This window comes from Pantoea sp. UBA5035, from assembly GCF_002415245.1.
GTDB classification, from domain to species: domain Bacteria; phylum Pseudomonadota; class Gammaproteobacteria; order Enterobacterales; family Enterobacteriaceae; genus Pantoea; species Pantoea septica.
In genome coordinates this window covers 43,531-60,911 of record NZ_DICD01000025.1, presented here as the reverse complement: position 1 = coordinate 60,911, position 17,381 = coordinate 43,531, and the positions used below count along the sequence as shown (strand labels likewise).

The following is a 17,381-nucleotide window of genomic DNA, read 5'->3' as shown; positions in this document are numbered from 1 at the left end:
CCACGGCGGCAGCGACAGCTCAACGACAAAGGCGGCGGTGAGCGAAGGCGCGTCGAAGGAAGACTGGGCCGCCTACAATAAAGCGCTGGCCGTGACCGACAGCTATAAAGCGGCGCAGCAGCAGTGGAGAATCGGCAGCGCCATCCAACAGCGTTTTCCGGATGAAAATAGCTTAACTATCTTACTCGGCCATTGAATCCTGCAATTCAGGTTGCCTGATAGTAATCTTTAACGTCTTCTCCGTTATCACATTACTGTTATCCGGCAGATCTTTATTAATAAATGACATGGCCCCAATCACCACGTTATCGCCAATAACAACCTGGTCGGCGATAATGCAGCTATTAGCACCAATGCTAACGTTATTGCCTATCTTGATTGAAATCGGCAGCTTAGAAGGATTACTGCCTGTTATGCCAATCGTGGTGTTCTGCCTGATACGAAATGAATGCCCAATAACGGCAGATCCGTTAATAACGATGCCTTGATGATGAGTAATCACAAGTCCGGGTAATATCCTCGCGCCTAACTCAATCTCTGTACCATATTTCAACGTCAGCTTCCGGTTGATTCGCAGCGCGGCCTGCTTTAAAACGCCTGTTTTGTTCTGATACCAGTAGGAGGCGATGCGCCACCAGAAATAGTAGCGTCGCTTTGGGCATTTAATGGCTTTATGAATGACTCCTGGCCAGGAGAACGGCTTAGCGTTCATCATCACTTCTTTCTGCAAACACTCTTTTAGTAGCAGAAGGTTTTTGTCGTTTTGAGCTTTCATCAGCATTCCATTCTGAAGTTTTATTTTTTTGTTAAGAGGGTAAGGATTTTGAGCATTATACGTTAGCCGCTTGCCTGAGGACGACGTTTATGGGGTATTGTTTGGCATCCTGGAAGCATGATGGATAAGTACTGAAATTCACCCCTGAGGAGGCGGCTTGACTCTGAATGGCGCTGAAAATGCATCGGTGAGGTGATGAGAAACAAAATTTGGGGCAGGCTAAAAGCTATGTATGAAGAGCTATAGACACAAAAAAGCCCGCCAGGCTTGCGCCGTGCGGGCTTTCAGGACTTCTACAGATGACTCTGGTAATCATCTTTGAAGAATTTTGGTGGAGCTGGCGGGAGTTGAACCCGCGTCCGAAATTCCTACATCCTCAGTACTACATGCTTAGTCAGTCTTTACATTCGCCTGGCAGCTGCGGACAGACACGCCACTGACAGACTAGCCTGATTAGATTTAACGCTTCAACCCCAGGCAAGGCATCCACGCGATCTCTTTTGGGTTTGACCTCTCTTGATCCCCGTCCTAAGAGCGGAGGCTAGGGAGAGAGGGCTCTTAGCAGGTTATTAAGCTGCTAAAGCGTAGTTTTCGTCGTTTGCGACTATTTTTTTGCGGTTTTTTAGCGAGGCCTACCGCACCTCGGCATGCACCTTGGGTTTCGCAAATCCCGTCGAATCCAGAATCAGCCCCAGGAACCAACTACTCTAGCAAAAAACTTTAAAACTATCCAGCGATTAGCGGTTACGATTTTTCATAATGCGCGCTTTATCGAGCTTCCACTCGCGCTCTTTGATGTCGTCGCGCTTGTCATGCTCTTTCTTACCGCGCGCCACGCCAATCTTCAGCTTGCACCAGGCGTTCTTCCAGTAAAGCGACAGCGCGACTACGGTATAGCCTTCGCGGTTAACGCGGCCATAGAGCGAGTCGAGCTCGCGCTGATTAAGCAGCAGCTTACGGTTGCGCGTCGGATCACAGACAACGTGCGTTGAGGCGACGGCCAGCGGCTGGAAGGTTGAGCCGAACAGATAAGCTTCGCCATCGCGCAGCAGAATGTAGCTGTCGCTGATGTTGGCTTTACCCGCGCGGAGCGATTTGACTTCCCATCCTTGTAGCGACAATCCCGCTTCGAATTCCTCTTCAATGAAGTATTCATGACGGGCGCGTTTGTTAAGGGCAATAGTGGCAGAACCGGGTTTATGTACTTTTTTCTTTGTCATAGTGCGGCGTATTTTACATCACTTAGGCGGCCATCGCACCCCTTGTCCAGCGGGGCACCGGGAAACGGGATATTCTAGCACACCTCTCAATGCGGGGAATTTTTGTTTGATCGCTGGAAATGCTACAATTCAGCGGTTTTGTGATGAACAGGAACCATTATGGCTCAGATTAGTCGTTCAGCGCTGGTGCCCTTCAGCGCTGAGCAAATGTACCAACTGGTCAACGATGTGGATGCCTATCCACAGTTTTTGCCGGGCTGTACCGGCAGTCGCGTGCTCGAATCCTCTGAAAATCAGATGACGGCCTCGGTAGACGTCTCAAAAGCGGGCATCAGTAAGACATTCACCACGCGCAACACGCTTACCGACAATCAGCGCATCCATATGCAGCTGGTCGACGGGCCGTTCCGCAAGCTTACCGGCGGATGGCAGTTTATCTCGCTGGGCGATGACGCCTGCAAGGTTGAGCTGAGCCTCGATTTTGAATTCACCAACATGCTGGTGGAGATGGCGTTCGGCCGCATCTTTAAAGAACTGGCCAACAGCATGGTGCAGGCTTTCACTCAGCGCGCTAAAGAGGTCTACAGTGCCTGAGATTTCCGTTGAGGTGGTTTACGCGCTGCCGGAGAAGCAGTATCAGCGCGTCGTCACGCTGGAAGAGGGAAGCACCGTCGAGCAGGCGATCGTCGCATCCGGCCTGCTTGAGCTGCGCCGCGATATCGACCTCAGCCAAAACAAAGTGGGCGTTTTTAGCCGCCCGGTGAAGCTGGGCGATACGCTGCAGGAAGGCGACAGGGTAGAGATCTACCGTCCGCTGATCGCCGATCCCAAAGAGCTGCGTCGTCAGCGCGCTGAGCGTTCAGCCGGCGGCAAAAAATAGCGCCAGTCTGCGCAGATCAGCCAGAAAAGCAAAAGGCGCCAGCGGCGCCTTTTTTGTTGCGAGTTCGATCAGTCCTTCGCTGCAGTCAGATTCGGCTTGTTGTCAATATTGGTCAAGATGCCGTTGCTGTCGAAAGTCAGGGTCAGCGTCTGCTGCTTCACGTTTTCATGGCCTGGCTCCTGGCGGAACACGTAATACCAGACGTTGCTGCCGAAGGGATCGCGCATCATCGGCGTACCGAGCGTATAGGCGACCTGCTGCTGCGTCATGCCGTTGTGGATTTTCGCCACATCGTTGGCGACCAGGTAGTTGCCCTGGTTGATATCTGGGCGGTAAACCACGCGCTCAAGGGTGGAGCATCCGGCGGTCATCATCAACATTACCACTGCCGCGGCAGTCAGCGTTTTACAGCGCATCTCTACATTCCTTTTCTGGGGCCAAACGCCTTTTTCTCAGGCTGTTTTTTTGCCATCAAATTCTGAACTCTGCCTGCGGCAGGCTTTATTATTCAGGCGACATAAGTAGCCGATGATAATAAACCTTTTCGCTATTGGAAACCTCTACATCGACAGAGCAAGCATATGACCACGCAGCGGGAAGAAAGTGCGGCCGTTACGCCGCTAAAAGTTCTTTCGCGTTAGCAAGGGTATTACGCGTGACCTCGCTGCCGCCCAGCAGACGCGCCAGCTCCTGCAGGCGCGCGCGCTTGTCCAGCGCCTGCATATGGGTTTCGGTCATCGCGCCGTCGGTCTCTTTGCTGACAAAGAAATGCTGATGGCCGCAGCCCGCCACCTGCGGCAGGTGGGTAACGCACATTACCTGGGTTGATTCGCCCAGCTGGCGCAGCAGGCGTCCGACGACGGCGGCGGTCGGGCCGCTGATGCCGACGTCCACTTCGTCGAAGATCATCGCCGGCGTTTCCATCTTCTTCGCGGTAATCACCTGGATTGCCAGCGCAATACGCGACAGTTCGCCGCCGGACGCCACTTTACCCAGCGGCTGCAGAGGCTGGCCTGGGTTGGTGGTTACCTGGAAGTCGATGCGCGTCGCGCCGTCCGCCGTGAGGTGGTCGGGATTAAACGCCAGCGCAATAGTAAAACGGCCGTGCGGCATAGAAAGTTGGTGCATACTTTGCGTAATCAGCTGCTCAAGTTCGGCGCCATATTGCTGACGTTGCTGATGTAGATGCTCAGCACTGCGCAGAGCAGCTTGATAGTGTTCGCTTACTAACTCTTGCAGGCTCTCCTGATCGCTCTCCTGCTGCGAAAGCAGCTCGGCCTCCGTCAACAGCTGCTGATGCAGCTCCGCCAGACCTTCCGGCGCGACGTGGTGCTTACGCGCCAGCGCAATATAGCGCGAGATGCGCTGCTCCAGCTCATACAGGCGGTTGGGATCGAGATCGAGCCGGTCAACGTAGTGGCGCAGCTCGTCGCTCGCCTCGCTGAGCTGAATTGCCGCCTCTTCCAACATATTGAGCACGCCGCTCAGCTTGTCGTCCAGCGTTACCACCTCGGTCACCATCTGCCGCGCAGTGTAGAGCAGGCTGTTGAGATTGCTGTCGTCGCCGTCGGCAAGCAGCTGCAGCGCCTGCTGGCTGGTAGAGAGCAGTTGACCGCTGTTGGCGAGGCGCTTGTACTCCTCGTCGATCTGCTCGTACTCGTTCGCCTGCGGCGCGAAATCGTTGAGTTCTTTCAGCTGATACTGCAGCAGCTCGCGGCGCGCCTCGCGCTCCTGCGACAGCTGCTGATGCTGTGCCAGATTGCGACAGCTCTGATGCCAGGCCTGATAGTCGCTGCGCATCTGGCGCAGCAGATCGTCATGGCCCGCGTAGGCGTCAAGCAGGTGTTTCTGATGGTCGGGTTTAAGCAGCAGCTGGTGAGCGTGCTGACCGTGGATTTGAATCAGCAGCTGGCCCAGATCGCGCAGCTGCGACAGCGGCACCGCGGTACCGTTGATAAAGCCGCGTGAGCGGCCGTCGGCGCTGATGACGCGGCGCAGCAGGCACTCGTTGCCGTCATCCAGCTGATTCTCCTCGAGCCAGCGCTGCGCTGAAGGCGACGACTTGAGGTTAAAGCGGGCGCAGAGGTCGGCGCGCGCGGCGCCCTGACGCACCATGTCCGCTTCGGCGCGACCGCCAAGGCACAGACCGAGGGCGTCGATGGCAATAGACTTACCCGCGCCGGTTTCACCGGTAATCGCCGTCATACCGCGTTGGAAATCAATGTCGAGCTCACGAACGATAGCGAAATTACTGATGGTCAGCTGTGCCAGCATAGAATCACCTGTATGGAAAAACAGATATGGTTTTTCGTACAGTATAAACTGGTTTTTTATCCAGTAAAGAGGGCGCGCTGAAATTAGAACAATTTTTTCGACCAACCTAGTTTTGAGCTTAGCGTATTGAAATAGCTGTAGTTTTTAGGGTGAATCAGGTTCAGGTGGTTCTCGCTGCGGCGGATCAGCACATCTTCGCCTTCCTGAATCGGCAGGGCGATCTGGCTGTCGCAGCTGATTTCGAGATCGCTGCGACGCGACGAAAAGCGCAGTCGGATAGTGCTGCTGCTGTTGATCACCAGCGGCCGCGCCGAGAGGGTATGCGGGAACATCGGCACCAGCGCGATGGCGTCGAGCGAAGGGGTTAAAATCGGGCCGCCTGCCGACAGCGAATAGGCGGTTGAGCCGGTCGGCGTAGAGATAATCAGGCCGTCAGAACGCTGCGAGAAGGCAAACACTTCGTCGATATAGACCTCGAACTCGATCATGTGCGCCACTTTGCCGGGGTGCAGCACCACCTCATTGATCGCCAGGCCGAGCCGCGGCGAGCACGCATCTTTACAGACGCGCGCCTCAAGCAGAAAACGGCTTTCGACGAAATAATTCCCCTGCAGCACCTCGTCCAGCTGCTGCTGCGCATTGTCGGGATCGAGATCGGTGAGAAAGCCGAGGTTGCCGCGGTTAATGCCGATCACTTTGATATCGTAGCGCGCCAGCACGCGCGCCGCGCCAAGCATATTGCCGTCACCGCCGACCACCACGGCGAGGTCCGCCTGCTGTCCAATCTCCGCCAGCGTGCCGGTCTGGGCATCCTGAAGGTTGAGCTCCTGCGCGATCTGCTTCTCAATAATCACTTGATAACCTTTGGACGTCAGCCAGCGCCATAGCATCTCATGCGTGGTGAGAGCGGTAGGGTGACGCGGATGGCCTACAATACCAATGCAGTTAAAGTGTTTGTTCATTTGGTGGGTCTTTCCTCATAAGCCAAAACGGCAAGGCAATGTGATGGGTTCCCTTGAAACCGTCAAACCGATCCCCATAATAAGCGGACTGGCGAGATGAATGTGCAAAACGCGGAGAAATTCATGAGTAGTAAAGAACAGAACACCCCAAACGAGCAAGTCTCAGACGAAATTCAACAGGATCAGCAGCAGCCTCAGGAAGCGGAGACGGCAGTAGAGGTGGATCCGCGTGATGAGCGTATTGCGCAGCTGGAAGCTGAACTGGCGCAGTTGCAGACCGGCGTACGCGACGCTCAGCTGCGCGCGCAGGCGGAAGTGGAAAATATCCGCCGTCGCACCGAAATTGACGTTGAGAAAGCGCACAAATTCGCGCTGGAAAAATTCGCGAACGAGCTGCTGCCTGTTATCGACAGCCTTGAGCGCGCGCTGGAAGTCGCAGACAAAGAGAACCCGGAGCTGGCGTCGATGATTGAAGGGATCGAACTGACCCTGAAATCGCTGCTGGGCGCCGTGCGCAAATTCGGCGTTGAAGTGGTCGGCGATACCAACGTGCCGTTCAATCCGGAAATCCATCAGGCGATGTCGATGATGGAGTCAGACGACGTGGCGCCTAACCATGTGATGATGGTGATGCAGCGCGGCTATACCCTGAACGGTCGCCTGCTGCGTCCGGCGATGGTTGCGGTCGCGAAAGCGAAGAGCTAAGCAGTCAACGCACGTCAGACGGCCGCACGGTGATGCGGCCGTTTTTATTTGCGGCTCAGCTGGCGGGCAGCTGCGGCATCCAGTCGATGGGTTGCTCGCCCGCCTGCGTCAGCAGATCGTTGGCCTGCGCGAAATGGCCGCAGCCAAAGAAGCCGCGATGGGCGGAAAGCGGCGAAGGATGCGGCGCCTGTAAAACGTGATGACGCTGCCGATCGATAATGCTGCCTTTCTTCTGCGCGTGCGAGCCCCAGAGTAAAAACACCACGCCTTCGCGATGTTCATTAATCGCGGCAATGACGTTATCGGTAAAGGTTTCCCAGCCGAAGCGCGCATGAGAATGCGCCTTGCCCGCTTCCACGGTCAACACCGTATTCAGCAGCATCACGCCCTGTTTCGCCCAGCTTTCGAGAAAGCCGTGCTGCGGACGCGTAAAATCGGGAAACTCCTGCTCCAGCTCTTTATACATATTCTGCAAAGAGGGCGGCACCGGCACGCCAGGCAATACCGAGAAGGCCAGTCCGTGCGCCTGATTCGGCCCGTGATAGGGATCCTGACCCAGAATCACCACCTTGACGTCGCCCAGTTCGGTAAGGCGAAACGCATTGAAAACATCTTTCTGCGGCGGATAAACCGTCACGCCAGCCGCCCGTTCGTTCGCCACCAGTTTCAGGGTTTCGGTAAAGTAGGGTTTCTCTTTCTCTTCGGCCAGCACGTCGTGCCAGGTCAGTTTATCCGTCATGGTCTGCTCCCTTATAGATCGATGCCGTTAGCTTAACGGTTCGCCGCACCAGGTTGAAGGTAAAAAATATTTGAAATTTACAAAATATTTTTTAGGTAAAAATTTATCTGAATCAATTAATTGAAATTAGCAGCGAAAAGCGTGGCTGTGAAAATTGACCGAGGTCAAAACCTCTGCAAGAAGCGAGTGTTATATCAAGGCGATAATTTGATTTACTCACCGCGCTGAGCAGGATAGCGCCATGTTCTGGAGAACTAATTATGATCACTGGCATTCAAATTACTCAAACCAATAATCCCGATTTAATGCACTCTTTCTGGCTGATCGACGACGAAAAAGCGGAAGCACGCTGCCTGTGCGCGAAAGGGGGTTACGAAGAAGATCAGGTTGTCGCCGTGAGCGAGCTGGGTGAATTCGCATATCGCGAAGTGCCGATGGAGATGAAACCGCAGGTACGCATCGAAGGCGGCCAGCACCTGAACGTTAACGTGCTGCGCCGTGAAACGCTGGAAGATGCGGTTAAACATCCGGAGAAGTATCCACAGCTGACGATTCGCGTTTCAGGCTACGCGGTGCGCTTCAACGCCCTGACGCCGGAACAGCAGCGTGACGTCATTACCCGTACTTTTACCGAAAGCCTGTAATCTGGCAACTTTGGGCGCGTGTAGAAAAAGCGCCCACCGCATTGTAAATGGCAGGTTATTGAAAATAGTTAATATTTAACTTTTTCAGCGCTGGCGGCGTGATAACAATCCGGAGCTTTGGCTATTAGCCTTTATCCGAAAGGAATAATCGTTGTTTTGCGCGCTTAACTAAAAAAAATCGCCTCATTCGAGGCGATTTTTTTATAACGATGCTGATTTATTCCGCATCGCCGCTGGCTGGCGCGGCAGCGCTTGGTTTGCGGCGCTTGCCCACGTTTTTGGCGTCGCGATGACGTTTCTTCACGCGCGGTTTTTCCGCTTCGCTCTCTTTTTTCTCTTTACGTTTCGCCAGCGCCTTTTTCGACGGTTTTCCGGTGGTTTTGGCGCTTGGCGCGCGCGTTACCGGACGCAGCTCGTCGATCACGCGCGGTTTCAGCGGCTCATTCAGATAGCGGCTGATTTTGCCCAGCAGCAGATGATCGTGCGCTTCCACCAGCGACAGCGCGGTGCCTTTACGCCCGGCGCGCGCGGTACGGCCGATACGGTGCAGATAGGTATCGGCGGTGCGCGGCATATCGTAGTTGATGACGTGGCTGACATCTTCGATATCGATGCCGCGCGCGGCGACGTCGGTCGCCACCAGCACGTTGACGCGACCGTCGGTAATGCGTTTGATCGCCTCGGTGCGTTTAGCCTGCACCATTTCGCCTTCCAGATAGCAGCAGCGAATCCCCGCATCGTGCAGCCACTGCACCAGCTCGTGCAGACGCTCGCGCTTGCGCACGAAGACGATGGAACGCGTGGCGTCCGGCTGCTTCAGCAGGTGGATCAGCAGTTTGGTTTTATGCTCCAGATCGTCGGCGCGGTAGTACCACTGCTGAATTTTTTTACGCTCGCGACGGCTGGGATCGGCTTCGACTTCAACCGGATCGTTAAGCAGACGCTCGGCAAAATCTTTAATCGCGTCGCCTTCCAGCGTCGCGGAGAAGAGCATGGTCTGCTTACGCCAGCGGGTTTCGCCCGCAATGGTTTCGATATCCTGCGCGAAGCCGAGATCCAGCATGCGGTCCGCCTCGTCGAGGATCAGCGTCTCAACGGCGCGGCAGTCGAAGTTCTCTTCTTTAATATACTGAAGCAGACGTCCGGTGGTCGCCACCACCACATCCTGGTTCTCGCTGAACACTTCCGCGTGGTTCATATAGGCCACGCCGCCGGTGATGGTCGCGATATCGAGATGGGTATGTTTCGCCAGCTCGCGCGCATGATCGGCGACCTGCATCGCCAGTTCCCGCGTTGGGGTCAGGATCAGGATGCGCGGCGGCCCCGATTTCTTGCGCGGAAAATCGAGCAGGTGCTGCAGTACCGGCAACAGGTACGCGGCGGTTTTCCCGGTGCCGGTAGGCGCCGAACCCAGAACGTCGCGGCCCTCCAGCGCGGGCGGGATCGCCTCGGCCTGAATGGCGGTAGGGCGCGTGAAGCCTTTATCCTGCAGGGCTTCCAGCAGGCTTTCGTCGAGTTCGAGTTCGGAGAATGTGGTTACTGTCATGGTCTACCTCAGTTTGGGGCGCTGATTATAGACAGATCGCACGCAATCTTCATCTGTTAATCCGCGCCGGCCAGCCCATTACGTGTATTCCTCACGCCGTCACGTTACACTGAAGCGCTGCCGCACGGCAGGAAAAAGGGTAATGGTTGCAGAGTATGACGCAGGAAAAGCCGCATGTGCGGCCGGTGTTAAAAAGAAACGGTTTCACCTTCAAACAATTTTTCGTGGCGCACGACCGCTGCGCCATGAAAGTCGGCACCGACGCCATTCTGCTGGGCGCCTGGGCACCGGTCGCCAACGCGCGCCGCGTGCTCGATATCGGCAGCGGCAGCGGGCTTATCGCCCTGATGCTGGCGCAGCGTACCGCCGATGCGGTGCTTATCGACGCGGTTGAGCTGGATGCCGCCGCCGCGCAGCAGGCGCAGGAGAATGCGGCGCAGTCGCCGTGGGCGGCGCGCATTCACGTCCATCAGCAGGATATCGCCGCTTTCGCCGACAGTTGCGGCCAGCGCTATTCGCTGATCGTCAGCAACCCGCCCTATTATCCGCCCGATGTCGCCTGCGCCACGCCGGCGCGCGACGCGGCTCGCTCGACGGCGACGCTGGATCACGCCAGCCTGCTGCGTTACGCGGCGCGTTTGATCGACGAAGAGGGCTTTTTCTGCGTCGTGCTGCCGGAAACGGTAGGACAAACCATGATTACGCTGGCGCAAGCGTCAGGCTGGCATCTGCGTTTTCGCATCGACGTGGCGGAATATGCGCATCGACCGCCGCATCGCGTGCTGCTCGGTTTTTCCCCCAGCGCGGGCGAAACGCTGCTGGAGCGCATGGCGATCCGCAATCAGGATACGCACTATTCGGAAGCCTGGCGCAGCCTGACCCGCGACTTTTACCTCTTTATGTAACAGGGCGTCAGGATCGTCGGCTTCGCTTCAGGCAGCATATCGGGATAGTCGCGGGTAAAATGGAGCCCGCGGCTCTCTTTGCGCGCTAGCGCGCAGCGCACCATGAGTTCGGCCACCTGCGTCAGGTTGCGCAGCTCCAGCAGATCGCTGGAGAGACGAAAATGCGCGTAGTACTCGTCGATCTCCTGCTGCAGCAGGTTAATGCGACGCAGCGCGCGCTCCAGCCTGCGCGTGGTGCGTACAATCCCCATGTAATCCCACATAAATAGCCGCAGCTCGTGCCAGTTATGCTGGATCACCACGCGCTCGTCCGCATCGTCTACGCGGCTTTCATCCCAGGCCGGCAGGCTGTCGGGCGCGGCTTTTTGCGGCAGCGTCTGAATCAAATCCTCGGCAGCCGACCAGCCGTAGACCAGACACTCCAGCAGGGAGTTAGAGGCCATGCGGTTTGCGCCGTGCAGCCCGGTATAACTTACTTCCCCGATAGCGTAGAGCCCCTCGACATCCGTGCGTCCGCGCGCGTCTACCATTACGCCGCCGCAGGTGTAGTGCGCGGCGGGTACGATGGGAATGCGATCCCGCGTCAGGTCGAGGCCGAAGGTCAGCAGTTTTTCATAAATCGTCGGGAAATGGGCGCGGATAAATTCCGGCGGCTGGTGGCTGATATCCAGATAGACGCAGTCGACGCCGAGCCGCTTCATTTCGTGATCGATGGCGCGCGCCACGATATCGCGCGGCGCCAGCTCGGCGCGTGCGTCGAAGTCGGGCATAAAACGGCTGCCGTCGGGCCGCAGCAGCCAGGCGCCTTCGCCGCGCAGCGCTTCGGTCAGCAGAAAGCTGCGCGCGTCAGGATGAAACAGTGACGTAGGATGGAACTGGTTAAATTCCAGATTGGCGACGCGACAGCCGGCGCGCCACGCCATGGCGATGCCGTCGCCGGACGCGACGTCGGGATTGGTGGTGTACTGATAGACCTTCGCCGCGCCGCCGGTCGCCAGCACCACCGCGCGAGCGCTGCAGGTTTCCACCCGCTCGCGGTTGCGGTTCCAGATCCAGGCGCCAACAGCGCGGCGCGGGCCGGGCAGGCCCAGCTTGTCCGACAGGATCAGATCGACCGCGTTACTGCGTTCGAGAATCTGGATGCGAGGATGACTTAGCGCCTGGCTCACCAGCGTAGTTTCGACGGCGCGCCCGGTAGCGTCGGCGCTGTGAAGGATGCGCCGATGACTGTGTCCGCCTTCGCGCGTCAGGTGATAGGGCATATCGCCCGCCGCCTGCGGATCGCGATCGAAGGCGACGCCGTTGTCGATCAGCCACTGCACGCAGTGGCGCGCGTTGCTGGCAACGAACGAGACCGCCTCGCGTTCGCACAGGCCGGCGCCAGCGATCAGCGTATCTTCCACATGCGACTCGATGCTGTCGGTCTCATCAAACACTGCGGCGATACCGCCCTGGGCATAAAAGGTAGAGCCTTCGCTGACCTGCGCTTTGCTCAGTACCAGCACTTCGTAATGCGCCGCCAGCCGCAGCGCCAGCGATAAACCCGCCGCACCGCTGCCGATAATTAAAACATCGCACTGGTAATCTGGAGAGAATGAGTGTGCCATAGTGTTTAATTTACTAAACAAGGGTGGCTTGAGAATAGGCGTTTCACGCAGTGTTGTGAAGTATTTTAAACACCAGTGCTGCCTGTTTAGATCAACTAACCGGCAGAAAGCGGTAAAATCAGCCAATTAGCCAAAAGCGTAGCGAAAACCCGTTTTTTATATAAAACCTGGGGCGAAGGCAGGATTTAAAGATGAAAAAGCCTCTGTCATAAGGTACTCTGCCTGCGATTCTGCGTTGATAGCCGCAGTCTGGATTACACTGTCTTGAGAATGAAAAACAAATGACAGCGCCTCCGGAAGAGTCATCATCAGCGCGTTAAGTGAACTTTTTGCCGCACCACCACTCTAAGCGCATGCTTGCTCAGAACCATGAAGATGTGCTGGCAGTTCCTTTACGCATTTAAAAGTATTTGGGGAGACATTACCTCGGATGAGCGAGCAGTTAACGGATCAGGTACTCGTAGAGCGGGTGCAGAAGGGAGATCAGAAGTCATTTAACCTCCTGGTTATTCGCTACCAGCATAAAGTGGCGAGCCTGGTTTCCCGCTACGTCCCGTCGGGGGACGTGCCTGATGTCGTGCAGGAGTCCTTTATCAAAGCGTATCGCGCGCTGGAATCCTTTCGCGGCGACAGCGCGTTCTATACCTGGCTTTATCGTATCGCGGTCAATACCGCAAAAAATTATCTGGTTGCTCAGGGGCGTCGCCCGCCATCCAGCGATGTGGATGCGATCGATGCGGAAAATTTCGAAAGTGCTGGCGCGTTAAAAGAAATTTCGAACCCTGAGAACTTAATGTTGTCAGATGAACTGAAACAAATCGTCTTTCGCACCATTGAGGCACTCCCTGAAGATTTGCGTATGGCAATCACGCTCAGGGAGCTGGACGGACTGAGCTACGAAGAGATCGCCGCCATCATGGATTGCCCGGTCGGTACGGTGCGTTCACGTATCTTCCGTGCGCGAGAGGCCATTGATAATAAAGTTCAACCGCTTATCCAACGTCAGTGATAACGGCTACTGGAAGGGTACTTAGGCATGCAGAAAGAACAACTTTCCGCTTTGATGGATGGCGAGGCGCTCGATAACGCGCTGCTGTCAGCACTATCTCAGGATGCAGAGCTGCAACAGCGCTGGACTAGCTATCATCTTATCCGCGACACCATGCGCGGTGATGTAGGCGATGTGCTGCACTTCGATATCTCCGCGCGCGTTGCGGCGGCCCTTGAACAAGAGCCGGCCCGTAAGGTTACGCCGCTGATCGTCGAATCTCAGCCCGAACCGGCCAGCGTTGCGAAGATGCCTTTCTGGCGCAAAATGCGTCCCTGGGCGGCGCAGCTGACTCAGGTCGGCGTAGCGGCGTGCGTATCGCTGGCGGTTATCGTGGGCGTACAGCATTACAACCAGCCGAGCGGCACCACCGCAGAACCGTCTGATTCGCCGGTGTTCAATACGCTGCCGATGATGGGCAAGGCTTCGCCGGTCAGCCTGGGCGTGCCGTCTGACGCCTTCGACACCAGCGGCTCCAGCCAGCAGGTTCAGGAGCAGCGCCGTCGCGTTAACGCGATGCTGCAGGACTACGAACTGCAGCGCCGTCTGCATTCCGATCGTCTGCAGTTCGAAACCAACGCGCCGCAGCAGGCGCAGGCGAACGTTCCCGGCAACCAGTCCTTAGGTACGCAACAGCAGTAATGAAGCAGCTTTGGTGCGCCGTTAGCCTGCTGGCAGGCAGCCTGCTTTGGTCATCTACCGCCCCGGCGCAGACATCTGCGTCCGGGGCGTTGTTACAGCAGATGGAGCAGGCAAGCCAGAATCTCAACTACGAATTTGCTTATATCAACGTCTCGCGCATCGGCATCGAGTCGCTGCGTTATCGTCACGCGGTGATCGATAATCGCGTCTATGCGCAGCTGCTGCAGATGGACGGCCCGCGCCGCGAGGTCATTCAGCGCGGCGGCGATATCAGCTATTTCGAACCCGGCCTCGATCCTTTCTCTCTGCCCGGTCAAAACATTATCGACGCCTTGCCGTCGCCTATCTTCGCTGATTTCACTCAGCTCGCCAGCGCGTGGGATTTTATCCCGGTAGGGCGTTCGCGCATTGCCGATCAGCTGTGCGAGGTGATCCGTATCGTCTCGCGCGACGGCACGCGCTACAGCTATGTGGTGTGGCTCGATGTGGACACCAAACTGCCGCTGCGCATCGATCTGCTGGATCGCGACGGCGAAACGCTGGAGCAGTTCCGCGTGATTAGCTTCGCGGTCGACGAAGGCGTGCGCAATCTTATGCAGGGGCTGCAAAAGGCCAATCTGCCGCCGTCGCTCTCGGTGCCGGAAGGCGAGAAGGTCAAGCTCAGCTGGCAGCCAGCCTGGGTGCCGGCGGGCATGAAGCTGGTGTCGCAGAGCCGACGCGATATTCCGGCGATGAATAAAACCGTTGAATCGCGTCTGTACAGCGACGGCCTGTTCAGCTTCGCCATCAATATTACTCCGGCCGACAAAAGCAGCGTCACGCAGACATTGCGCACAGGACGTCGCACGGTGCAGACCGAAGTGCGCAATAATAGCGAAATCACCGTGGTGGGCGAACTGCCGCCTGCCACGGCAAAACGCATAGCGGACAGTATTGATTTGGGGTCGCAACGATGATGAGAGAGTGGGCCACGGTGGTGGCATGGCGTGACGGCATCGCCACGCTGCATACGGAGGCGAAAACCTCCTGCAACAGCTGCTCGGCGCGTAAAGGCTGCGGCAGCCACATGCTGAACAAACTGGGACCGAAAGACGCTCACGTGATGGAAATCGCCAGCGCGACGCCGCTTCATCCCGGTCAGCGCATCGAACTCGGCATCAAAGAGAGCAGCCTGCTCGGTTCGGCGCTGCTGGTCTATATGACGCCGCTGTTTGGACTGTTTCTGCTGGCGGGCCTGTTCCAGGCGCTATTTCACAGCGATCTGGCGGCGGCCTGCGGCGCGCTGCTTGGCGGCATCGGCGGCTTTATCGTCGCCAAAGGCGTGTCGCTGAAAGTCGGCGATCGCGCCGCTTTTCAGCCCGTCATTCTGAGCGTGGCGCTTCCGCCTGACGCCCTGCGGGTGGAAAGCGAAGCCTAATCCTCTGCAGGCCGCGTATATCGCGGCCTTTTAGCGCCTGTTTCTCGCCAAAAAGTGTTGTGATTCCGCAACGTTCCATTCTTTTATGCGCGGCCTTAACAGTGTAATATGCGTCGTCATTAATGAGGCTGACAGGATTGTAGGTAAAGAGCGATCTTCCTGAATGTGTCTGTGCTCAGGTTCTCAACTGTTTTTCTACGTGAAGATATTCATATAAATGAAGCACATAAGAAACTTCTCCATCATCGCGCACATTGACCATGGTAAATCGACGCTCTCTGACCGCCTGATTCAAATCTGTGGCGGCCTGACCGATCGCGAGATGGCGGCGCAGGTTCTCGACTCGATGGACCTGGAGCGTGAGCGCGGCATTACTATCAAAGCGCAGAGCGTGACGCTCGATTATAAAGCGCTCGACGGCGAAACTTACCAGCTCAATTTCATCGATACCCCAGGGCACGTCGACTTCTCCTATGAAGTGTCGCGCTCGCTGGCGGCCTGCGAAGGCGCGCTGCTGGTGGTGGATGCAGGACAGGGCGTAGAAGCGCAGACCCTGGCGAACTGCTACACCGCGATTGAGATGGATCTGGAAGTTGTGCCGGTACTGAATAAAATCGATCTGCCTGCCGCCGATCCGGAACGCGCGGCGCAGGAGATTGAAGATATCGTCGGCATTGACGCCACCGATGCGGTGCGCTGTTCGGCGAAAACCGGCGTCGGCGTGCCGGAAGTGCTGGAGCGTCTGGTGCGCGATATTCCGCCGCCGGAAGGCGATCCGGAAGGCCCGCTGCAGGCGCTGATTATCGACTCCTGGTTCGATAACTACCTTGGCGTGGTCTCACTGATCCGCGTGAAAAACGGCACGCTGCGCAAAGGCGACAAAGTCAAAGTGATGAGCACCGGCCAGGTGTACAACGCCGATCGCCTCGGCATCTTCACGCCGAAGCAGGTTGACCGCACGCAGCTGAACTGCGGCGAAGTGGGCTGGCTGGTCTGCGCCATCAAAGATATCCTTGGCGCGCCGGTGGGCGATACCCTGACGCTGTCGCGCAATCCGGCGGATAAAGCGCTGCCAGGCTTCAAAAAAGTGAAGCCGCAGGTCTATGCTGGCCTGTTCCCGGTTAGCTCTGACGACTACGAAGCCTTCCGCGACGCGCTCGGCAAGCTGAGCCTGAACGACGCCTCGCTGTTTTATGAGCCGGAAAGTTCTACCGCGCTCGGCTTCGGCTTCCGCTGCGGCTTCCTGGGTCTGCTGCATATGGAGATCATTCAGGAGCGTCTGGAGCGCGAATACGATCTCGATCTGATCACCACCGCGCCGACCGTGGTGTACGAAGTGGAGACCACCAGCGGCGAAATCGTCTACGTCGACAGCCCCTCTAAGCTGCCGCCGCTGAACAATATCGAAGAGCTGCGCGAGCCGATCGCCGAGTGTCATATGCTGCTGCCGCAGGAGTATCTGGGCAACGTCATCACGCTCTGCATCGAGAAGCGCGGCGTGCAGACCAACATGGTCTACCACGGCAACCAGGTCGCGCTGACCTATGACATTCCGATGGCGGAAGTGGTGCTCGACTTCTTCGACCGTCTGAAGTCGACCTCGCGCGGTTACGCCTCGCTGGACTACAACTTTAAACGTTTCCAGGCTTCCGACATGGTGCGCGTGGACGTGCTGATCAACGCCGAGCGCGTCGATGCGCTGGCGCTGATTACCCACCGCGACAATTCGCAGTATCGCGGCCGCGAGCTGGTTGAGAAGATGAAAGAGCTCATCCCGCGTCAGCAGTTCGACATTGCGATTCAGGCGGCGATCGGCACCCACATCATTGCTCGCTCAACCGTGAAGCAGTTGCGTAAAAACGTGCTGGCCAAATGCTACGGCGGCGACGTCAGCCGTAAGAAGAAACTGTTGCAGAAGCAGAAAGATGGCAAGAAGCGCATGAAGCAGGTCGGCAACGTTGAGCTGCCGCAGGAAGCCTTCCTCGCTATTCTGCATGTCGGCAAGGACAGCAAATAA

At 56.9% G+C, this 17,381-nt stretch carries 19 protein-coding genes and 1 other RNA gene; 11 read left to right on the top strand and 9 right to left on the bottom strand.

Going from position 1 to position 17,381, the window contains the following annotated elements:
• A partial coding sequence (locus B3229_RS16095) for a hypothetical protein (RefSeq protein ID WP_286872401.1) occupies window positions 1–196 on the top strand: 196 nt, incomplete at its 5' end.
• Here B3229_RS16095 and B3229_RS16090 read toward each other — a convergent pair.
• From B3229_RS16090 to smpB, 3 genes are all read right to left on the bottom strand, one after another.
• Window positions 182–775 carry a serine acetyltransferase gene (locus B3229_RS16090; protein ID WP_286872400.1) on the bottom strand — a complete coding sequence of 198 codons (594 nt, stop codon included), beginning with the start codon at window positions 773–775 and terminating at the stop codon, window positions 182–184. The two genes, B3229_RS16095 and B3229_RS16090, sit on opposite strands and share 15 nt — an antisense overlap.
• Window positions 776–1,104: 329 nt before the next feature.
• Window positions 1,105–1,468, bottom strand: a transfer-messenger RNA (tmRNA) gene (ssrA, locus tag B3229_RS16085).
• A 44-nt stretch (window positions 1,469–1,512) separates the two neighbouring features.
• The gene (gene smpB / locus B3229_RS16080) at window positions 1,513–1,995 is read right to left on the bottom strand and encodes an SsrA-binding protein SmpB (RefSeq protein ID WP_033754058.1); all 483 of its coding nucleotides are present in this window, start codon (window positions 1,993–1,995) and stop codon (window positions 1,513–1,515) included.
• Between the two features lie 159 nt (window positions 1,996–2,154).
• On the opposite strand from smpB, the gene B3229_RS16075 reads away from it, so the two are divergent.
• The gene (locus tag B3229_RS16075; protein ID WP_033754055.1) at window positions 2,155–2,589 is read left to right on the top strand and encodes a type II toxin-antitoxin system RatA family toxin; all 435 of its coding nucleotides are present in this window, start codon (window positions 2,155–2,157) and stop codon (window positions 2,587–2,589) included.
• Window positions 2,582–2,875 (top strand): RnfH family protein, encoded by a 294-nt coding sequence (locus tag B3229_RS16070; RefSeq protein WP_033754051.1) that lies wholly within the window; start codon window positions 2,582–2,584, stop codon window positions 2,873–2,875. Before B3229_RS16075 ends, B3229_RS16070 begins: the two co-directional genes overlap by 8 nt.
• Before the next feature lie 68 nt (window positions 2,876–2,943).
• Here the strand turns inward: B3229_RS16070 and bamE are convergent, their stop codons facing one another.
• From bamE to nadK, 3 genes are all read right to left on the bottom strand, one after another.
• The gene (bamE, locus tag B3229_RS16065; protein WP_048786769.1) at window positions 2,944–3,291 is read right to left on the bottom strand and encodes an outer membrane protein assembly factor BamE; all 348 of its coding nucleotides are present in this window, start codon (window positions 3,289–3,291) and stop codon (window positions 2,944–2,946) included.
• 196 nt (window positions 3,292–3,487) lie between these two features.
• Window positions 3,488–5,149, bottom strand: a complete 1,662-nt coding sequence (recN, locus tag B3229_RS16060; protein ID WP_286872393.1) for a DNA repair protein RecN — start codon at window positions 5,147–5,149, stop codon at window positions 3,488–3,490.
• Window positions 5,150–5,232: 83 nt separating this feature from the next.
• Window positions 5,233–6,111 carry an NAD(+) kinase gene (nadK, locus tag B3229_RS16055; protein WP_048786765.1) on the bottom strand — a complete coding sequence of 293 codons (879 nt, stop codon included), beginning with the start codon at window positions 6,109–6,111 and terminating at the stop codon, window positions 5,233–5,235.
• A gap of 123 nt (window positions 6,112–6,234) precedes the next feature.
• On the opposite strand from nadK, the gene grpE reads away from it, so the two are divergent.
• Window positions 6,235–6,816: a nucleotide exchange factor GrpE gene (gene grpE, locus B3229_RS16050; RefSeq protein WP_033754166.1), complete on the top strand. Its 582-nt coding sequence runs from the start codon at window positions 6,235–6,237 to the stop codon at window positions 6,814–6,816.
• Between the two features lie 55 nt (window positions 6,817–6,871).
• On the opposite strand, the gene ung is transcribed toward grpE, so the two are convergent.
• Complete coding sequence (ung, locus tag B3229_RS16045) at window positions 6,872–7,555, bottom strand: uracil-DNA glycosylase (RefSeq protein WP_048786763.1); 684 nt, start codon at window positions 7,553–7,555, stop codon at window positions 6,872–6,874.
• 260 nt (window positions 7,556–7,815) lie between these two features.
• Between ung and grcA the strand changes: the two genes are divergently transcribed.
• Window positions 7,816–8,199 (top strand): autonomous glycyl radical cofactor GrcA, encoded by a 384-nt coding sequence (gene grcA / locus B3229_RS16040; RefSeq protein WP_033754038.1) that lies wholly within the window; start codon window positions 7,816–7,818, stop codon window positions 8,197–8,199.
• A 217-nt stretch (window positions 8,200–8,416) separates the two neighbouring features.
• Here grcA and srmB read toward each other — a convergent pair whose 3' ends face one another.
• Window positions 8,417–9,745, bottom strand: coding sequence for an ATP-dependent RNA helicase SrmB (srmB, locus tag B3229_RS16035; protein WP_048786761.1), 1,329 nt, complete (start codon window positions 9,743–9,745; stop codon window positions 8,417–8,419).
• Between the two features lie 155 nt (window positions 9,746–9,900).
• Here srmB and trmN point away from each other — a divergent pair, with 155 nt between their 5' ends.
• Entirely contained in the window at window positions 9,901–10,650 is a 750-nt protein-coding gene (gene trmN / locus B3229_RS16030) for a tRNA(1)(Val) (adenine(37)-N(6))-methyltransferase TrmN (RefSeq protein ID WP_048786759.1), read from the top strand.
• Here trmN and nadB read toward each other — a convergent pair.
• Window positions 10,635–12,257 carry an L-aspartate oxidase gene (gene nadB, locus B3229_RS16025; RefSeq protein WP_048786757.1) on the bottom strand — a complete coding sequence of 541 codons (1,623 nt, stop codon included), beginning with the start codon at window positions 12,255–12,257 and terminating at the stop codon, window positions 10,635–10,637. The genes trmN and nadB overlap by 16 nt on opposite strands.
• Before the next feature lie 430 nt (window positions 12,258–12,687).
• On the opposite strand from nadB, the gene rpoE reads away from it, so the two are divergent.
• From rpoE to lepA, 5 genes are all read left to right on the top strand, one after another.
• On the top strand, window positions 12,688–13,266 hold the full coding sequence (gene rpoE, locus B3229_RS16020) for an RNA polymerase sigma factor RpoE (RefSeq protein WP_010617748.1): 579 nt from the start codon (window positions 12,688–12,690) through the stop codon (window positions 13,264–13,266).
• Window positions 13,267–13,293: 27 nt separating this feature from the next.
• Window positions 13,294–13,947 carry an anti-sigma-E factor RseA gene (rseA, locus tag B3229_RS16015; RefSeq protein WP_048786755.1) on the top strand — a complete coding sequence of 218 codons (654 nt, stop codon included), beginning with the start codon at window positions 13,294–13,296 and terminating at the stop codon, window positions 13,945–13,947.
• Window positions 13,947–14,903 (top strand): sigma-E factor regulatory protein RseB, encoded by a 957-nt coding sequence (rseB, locus tag B3229_RS16010; protein WP_033754023.1) that lies wholly within the window; start codon window positions 13,947–13,949, stop codon window positions 14,901–14,903. Before rseA ends, rseB begins: the two co-directional genes overlap by 1 nt.
• Window positions 14,900–15,364, top strand: a complete 465-nt coding sequence (rseC, locus tag B3229_RS16005; protein WP_033754020.1) for a SoxR-reducing system protein RseC — start codon at window positions 14,900–14,902, stop codon at window positions 15,362–15,364. Before rseB ends, rseC begins: the two co-directional genes overlap by 4 nt.
• Window positions 15,365–15,581: 217 nt before the next feature.
• On the top strand, window positions 15,582–17,381 hold the full coding sequence (lepA, locus tag B3229_RS16000; RefSeq protein ID WP_033754017.1) for a translation elongation factor 4: 1,800 nt from the start codon (window positions 15,582–15,584) through the stop codon (window positions 17,379–17,381).

Coding starts and splice junctions, on each gene's coding strand:
- B3229_RS16090 (WP_286872400.1), bottom strand. CDS start 775: ATGAAAGCTCAAAACGACAAAAACCTTCTGCTACTAAAAGAGTGTTTG.
- smpB (WP_033754058.1), bottom strand. CDS start 1,995: ATGACAAAGAAAAAAGTACATAAACCCGGTTCTGCCACTATTGCCCTT.
- B3229_RS16075 (WP_033754055.1), top strand. CDS start 2,155: ATGGCTCAGATTAGTCGTTCAGCGCTGGTGCCCTTCAGCGCTGAGCAA.
- bamE (WP_048786769.1), bottom strand. CDS start 3,291: ATGCGCTGTAAAACGCTGACTGCCGCGGCAGTGGTAATGTTGATGATG.
- recN (WP_286872393.1), bottom strand. CDS start 5,149: ATGCTGGCACAGCTGACCATCAGTAATTTCGCTATCGTTCGTGAGCTC.
- nadK (WP_048786765.1), bottom strand. CDS start 6,111: ATGAACAAACACTTTAACTGCATTGGTATTGTAGGCCATCCGCGTCAC.
- grpE (WP_033754166.1), top strand. CDS start 6,235: ATGAGTAGTAAAGAACAGAACACCCCAAACGAGCAAGTCTCAGACGAA.
- ung (WP_048786763.1), bottom strand. CDS start 7,555: ATGACGGATAAACTGACCTGGCACGACGTGCTGGCCGAAGAGAAAGAG.
- grcA (WP_033754038.1), top strand. CDS start 7,816: ATGATCACTGGCATTCAAATTACTCAAACCAATAATCCCGATTTAATG.
- srmB (WP_048786761.1), bottom strand. CDS start 9,745: ATGACAGTAACCACATTCTCCGAACTCGAACTCGACGAAAGCCTGCTG.
- trmN (WP_048786759.1), top strand. CDS start 9,901: ATGACGCAGGAAAAGCCGCATGTGCGGCCGGTGTTAAAAAGAAACGGT.
- nadB (WP_048786757.1), bottom strand. CDS start 12,257: ATGGCACACTCATTCTCTCCAGATTACCAGTGCGATGTTTTAATTATC.
- rpoE (WP_010617748.1), top strand. CDS start 12,688: ATGAGCGAGCAGTTAACGGATCAGGTACTCGTAGAGCGGGTGCAGAAG.
- rseA (WP_048786755.1), top strand. CDS start 13,294: ATGCAGAAAGAACAACTTTCCGCTTTGATGGATGGCGAGGCGCTCGAT.
- rseB (WP_033754023.1), top strand. CDS start 13,947: ATGAAGCAGCTTTGGTGCGCCGTTAGCCTGCTGGCAGGCAGCCTGCTT.
- rseC (WP_033754020.1), top strand. CDS start 14,900: ATGATGAGAGAGTGGGCCACGGTGGTGGCATGGCGTGACGGCATCGCC.
- lepA (WP_033754017.1), top strand. CDS start 15,582: ATGAAGCACATAAGAAACTTCTCCATCATCGCGCACATTGACCATGGT.